The 5,325-nt window shown below is 55.6% G+C and carries 3 protein-coding genes; all 3 read right to left on the reverse strand.

From position 1 onward, the window contains the following. Nucleotides 1-2,625: 2,625 nt before the first annotated feature. The 3 genes from Q0687_RS05400 to Q0687_RS05410 all read right to left on the reverse strand — a co-directional run bounded on the left by Q0687_RS05400 (nt 2,626) and on the right by Q0687_RS05410 (nt 4,595). Nucleotides 2,626-2,895: a hypothetical protein gene (locus Q0687_RS05400; protein ID WP_298873182.1), complete on the reverse strand. Its 270-nt coding sequence runs from the start codon at nt 2,893-2,895 to the stop codon at nt 2,626-2,628. Between the two features lie 82 nt (nt 2,896-2,977). Further along, nucleotides 2,978-3,235 (reverse strand): hypothetical protein, encoded by a 258-nt coding sequence (locus tag Q0687_RS05405; protein WP_298873184.1) that lies wholly within the window; start codon nt 3,233-3,235, stop codon nt 2,978-2,980. A gap of 598 nt (nt 3,236-3,833) precedes the next feature. After that, nucleotides 3,834-4,595, reverse strand: a complete 762-nt coding sequence (locus tag Q0687_RS05410; RefSeq protein WP_298873186.1) for an IS5 family transposase — start codon at nt 4,593-4,595, stop codon at nt 3,834-3,836. Nucleotides 4,596-5,325: the final 730 nt, after the last annotated feature.

Genomic DNA, 5,325 nt, shown 5'->3' on the forward strand with positions numbered 1-5,325 from the left:
AACAACCGGCCATAGCGGCATAACTTAAACCAAATGGCCTCCGGCAAACCCGGGGAGGTTCAGAACCACAAAACGAAGCCGCCATTTTAGTTTCCTGAAGGCGACGTGACCCTCGCTTTCAGGAGAAGTTAGCGCGAGGTTTGCTTCAGACTTCAGTTATGCATCCTTTGATGCTTCCAGTGGACACCTTCTCAAAGGTCGTTCCGGGCCCCGCTCGGAGGCATACTTGCCGGGCCGTTTGCCGTCATGTTTCTTCGGGTTGTGCAACACCAGCTCTTCGTTATCTGAAGAGCGCTCGGCTCAGTTAGATCCCGCGGCCAGCGCTGGGACCCGAGCGCGAAAACATTTCCGGTGCGGCGCACAAGATCTTAGAGGCCGATGCGCCGTGAAATCCGTCTTGCCTCGTGGCGCCGTGGAACGTACCAGGCCTATGGACGTTTTTCGAAGTAATAGCGACAACTTGTTGCTTCAATGGCAAACGTATTCTCATTCCGTAGAAGAACCGTTCAGTTGCAGAAGTTACTACGCGTTTGTCTGCAACACTACGAACAGTTCAAGACCATCCAGGATGCGCAACGCTTACGGAGCGCGGTTTTGCCATCTTCAGAGCTGGTTGCGCTATCGCGCATGCCAGATGGAATTTGGTTGGCTGAATTGCGCTACGATAATTTACTTCACGAGGGATGGGGCGAAAGTGAAGCCGCGGCCGTCGTCGATGCGGTGGCTAAAATAGTTGAGACAATTTGCTAGGGGATCTCCGGTTATGAGCGCCCCCTTCGGGGCGTGTTCTACTGTTACCTGAGCTGCTGCTGGGACGGACACCGCTCAGTTGTTTCACAAATCCGGAGGCGGACGATGACGGGACAGAAGTCCAGTCGCGGGGCTAAAGTCGGGCCGGTCAGGGATGACGAGAAGGGGCACGGACACGAGGGTCACAGCAATTTCTGATATATGCTTGAATGGTCCTCCGACCTGAAGCGAGTTTCCATGAATATCCAGACCTCGAAGGGCAGGGGAGTACGAAGTACTCAAGGCGCTGCGATGAGCTATGACTCGCGCGTAGAATACGAGTAATTGCGACCGTCTCCACTGTTTCGGTGCCCGTGCTGTTGCGGTTTATGCCGCGCGCGGTTTACACCGACTCTCTCATGGAAGACTGGAGTTGCAGAAAGAGCTGCTCGGGCCAATCTGATTCTTCTGTTCGAGCATCCTTCGATGCTTCCACATCATACAAATTGTGATCTCCGTTCAACGGAGATGCCGAGCTACCTTAGCGATATTGACGCACAAGACCTCGGCTCTTTGGCGTACAGAGCCGCGGCTGCGTCCCATCTCGTTAGCGATTTCGTTAACTGACTTTCCAGCCTTCGCGAGTGCGCGAAGGCGCTCGTCTTCCTCCGGTTTCCAACGAACTTGGGCGCTCATTTCCGGGCCTTTAGTTGGATAGCATTGATCAACTCTCGGGGCCTTCCTGCTGATTGCTCAAATAACCGAATTGCGAAGCTAAATCGTTTAGCATTCACCAAATTCCGCCAGCGCGCTTCATTGAGATTCCCATGCTAACACGAATTGCTTTGGGCGCGCACGCTAAGACTCTGATGTCATCAATGGCCAGACGCAATGCGATCGGCTAAATTGAGCTTTAATAATTCCCTCGCCCTTCCGCGACGCGATCTGCGCAAAATCTGCGCGTGCGCTGAGGACGACATCTCGCACCGCCCGATATCTTTTGCTGTTCTCCGGAGGGCCCGAGCTGATCCCGCTATGAAGTGCCTTGCCTTGGCGGAGATATGAATGAGTCTCCCAGACAGCCGACCGGACAGAGCTGTCGTCGCTATGGAGATCGCTGGCGCGTCAGTGGTATTTGTAACCGCTTGCATCGCCCATCGTGGCTAAAGCAGAACTTAAGAAACGGCAGAAACGCGCGCGCGATAATTGCAGCAATCCTGGGAAAACTATGCTGGCCTCCTGAGTGGGCATCCAAGCGCAATTTGGGAGGAGGACAATACTGAGTGCGCCGAAGTAGCGATGGCACTGCCCGTCCGTCTGCGAATCAACTATATTCGTGGCGCTGTACCGCTGAGGTGCCTCATGGGCGACGCTTTGGATCGAGATGTACATGCGTTGCAGGAGTGGTTAAGTAGGGCGTGGCGCTATATTGGGAGGTCGTCCACTACACGCTACCAGCGCTGCGAAGTTCGCTACCAGATGCGGCAGGCTGAAGAGGCACTGCGCATTGCCTTAAAAAGAAGAGATGCTCGGTTCGCCAGTTCAGCGCGCGTCCAAAATTCACAACGGCAAATCTCTCTCAGCCGCTCTGGGATGGACTGAGTTTCCGTTCCAACCACTACTGCCTTACCCGTTTACGTGCGGCGGCGAGCACCGACGTATTTCCGCTCGAACGTGATCCGTGCAGGCTTACCTCGCTGCGACGCTACAAACCTCTTGGCGTTGCGGATCCACTCAGCAGGTAGCCGTACTTCCACGGAGGCAGAGGTTTCGATTCAGTTATGCCCTCCCTCACCGGGCTCAGGCAATGCTCGCCGGAGCGATGCGAAAGAGCTGTGTGAGTCCAGCATCTGATACGGCTCCCAACAGAACACGATGAACCTTGGGCGGCGATTATCACGAGCGGCTAGGCTTAATCGGGCTGAGCTTGGCGGCAGCATATTCTTCGCGCTCCCGCGCAAATTTTTCCTGATGTGCCTTGAAGCTCTGCACACGTTTCACGATTTCCTCGCGTTCTTGACCGCCGTAGTCCAGAGGCTTCAGCCCAATGCGCTCAATTTCTTCTTTGTATTTGGGACTTGGCTGCGCCATTTGATCCCTAATCGCCGCCGAGAATGCCAGCGTCTCTGCGAGTAACGTATCTAGTTCGGATTTCCAATGACCCACGACGCCACCTTTACGCGGCAATAACTCCAAACTAGCCTATACCAACACACATTCCCTGCCTAGTTTTCCCGATTGAATATAGTTAATCGGAATTGCTTTGGAGCCCGCGCGCGCGATTGGAATCCAAGCACCAGCGCGTGGGGCGATTTCCCATGAAGTGAATGATGGCAATGACACGGCGATTTTTCCTGTTACCCGATTCCAACACCAGAATGCCCGAGCCGCGGAGGGAATGGTCGGCCTGTTTATCGCCTGCCTGCTGGCGTTCGGGCTGCTTGATCTGATCTATGACAAGCTCGGGTTCGGAGGATAGCAAAGATTGCCAAAGTGGCCGCGCCAACAGGGGATCCGGCGCCCTTATTTCAAGTACACCCTCACTTCGGAAAGCGATAAAAGGCGTGGGCGCCAAGCTAACTTTGTTTGTCGGGTTGTCCTATGAGCCAAGTTGTCTTGGTTCCAACTGCGTCACCGTTGTGAACCGGGTTTCAATCCGTCAGCGCGTGAATTCTATCGGGCGATCGTCGACTAGCGCACCTGCTTTGGCTCACCAGCAGATGCGTACTCAGCGCATTTGCCATGCGCCGCGAATTCAAGATGTGCATCTGATTGATCGTTGGTTCGGGCAATCTTCGTAGCCGACGTCGTTTGGATGCAAATAGAAATAGCAATTGTTTAGCCATCGGGGGGGATGGTTGTCGCCAACGCCTCGGGTGGAAAAAACAAAAAGTCGCGGTGACCTTCCAGGCCGAGCTTATAGTGTCGCTTCTGCATCAGGGCAGTGTATTCGTAATACTCATTTCCCAGGAGCATGACGCCTCGATAGCCTAATGGCCGGAAGAATTCAAAAATATGAAGGGTGCTTTGGTCGCCTACCGTACTTTCAAACTGAACGATGGGGCGGTGGTGTCGAATGGTTTGTTCGCCGCCCAAGAACACCTTTAGGACGCGGACTCATAAAGACGCAGCCATAGCCTTATTGACGCGAGCTGAACGAAGGCGAGATAGTTGGCGGCCAGCCTGTCGTAGCGCGTGGCCACCCGACGACATTGTTTGATCCTGTTGAAGAACCGCTCGATCTGGTTGCGAGCACGATAGAGATAGGGGCTGAAGCAGATCGGATCGCTGCGGTTGCTTTTCGGTGGAATGTTGGCCCACGCGCCCTTCTTCAGGGCAAGGTCCCTGATCCAATCCGCGTCATAGCCACGGTCGGCAAGCAGCATTGACCCGGATTTCAGACGAGACAGCAGTTTTCCGGCAAGTCGAACGTCATGCGCCTCATCGGGGCTCAGCGCGAGGCGTACCGGCAAACCATTGCTGTCGACCACTGCATGTATTTTGCTCGTTAAGCCGCCGCGGGACCTTCCCATCGATTGGCGTTGGTTTCTTGTGATGCAGGCTCCATGCTGATGCACGCGGACAATAGAGGTATCGATCATCTGGACAGCGGCATCATGGGCAGCGGCAAGCGCTTCTATGATGCGGCCCCAGACACCGGCCCGCCGCCACCTGACGAAGCGGTTGTAGCAAGTGGTGTACGGGCCAAACGCCGTAGGTAGATCACGCCAAGGCGCTCCTGATCGCAGGACCCAGAAAATGCCGTTTAGGACCCGTCTGTCGTTCACCCGAGGGACGCCACGCGGCTTGTTCGGCAACATCGGTTTGATGGCGGTCCATTCATGGTCGGCGAGTTCGTAGCGCATGATTCGATCCCCTGACGACGTGGAGCCGCAAACTTCTCGAGCGTGAGCGGACAGCATCAAACGATGGCGAGCCGTCGCCTGTGGATTCGGAAGCCCTGACGTGGGCCGAGGTTCCTGCCTGTCCCGATTGTGGTGGCGTCATGCGCATCATTGAGCGCTTTCGACATAGCTTCAGACGCCCCAGCCCTCGAACATCACCGTTCCGATGCGACACATCGTGAGCCAGGTCATGCCGTGCACGACGATCATCATTCGTCATTTCGCCCCCAGCGTCTCGATCATCGCGGACGATGTCGAATCCGTGCTGTCACACTGCGCGACAACAACCGTCCGATGCAGCAAAACGCCTATCGTGATCTCCGGCGAAGCGCGTCTGATCTCAACTCTTCCCCGATGCGCACATCCCGTGTCTGTTCCTCACGCGCCGAGCCAGCACATCGGGCATTGCGATCTCAAACAATCCCCATAGCTGCAAAACCGCGCATAGCCTCCCGCGCCTTCGTTCAATCCGGCTTCAATGAGGTCGCGTCATAAGCGCCTGCCGCGCCCTCGCGTGAGCGCGACCTCACAGAACCCTCCAGATTCCCGAATCAATTTTTCAATGATTCATGGGTGGTCGGCTCTTGGAGGGCCGACCATGCCGGGATGGGAAGACGAACTTGAACGCTGGCTGATTGTAGCGCGGCAATCTGGGTAGGAAGTGCGCGGCAATCAGGATGGCGAGGCAGTG

Origin of the sequence: uncultured Bradyrhizobium sp., from assembly GCF_936928535.1 — a bacterium.
In the GTDB taxonomy this organism is placed as follows: Bacteria; Pseudomonadota; Alphaproteobacteria; order Rhizobiales; family Xanthobacteraceae; genus Bradyrhizobium.

Excerpts from the sequence above, each read along its gene's own strand:
- Q0687_RS05410 (WP_298873186.1), bottom strand. The coding sequence starts at position 4,595 with ATGCGCTACGAACTCGCCGACCATGAATGGACCGCCATCAAACCGATG.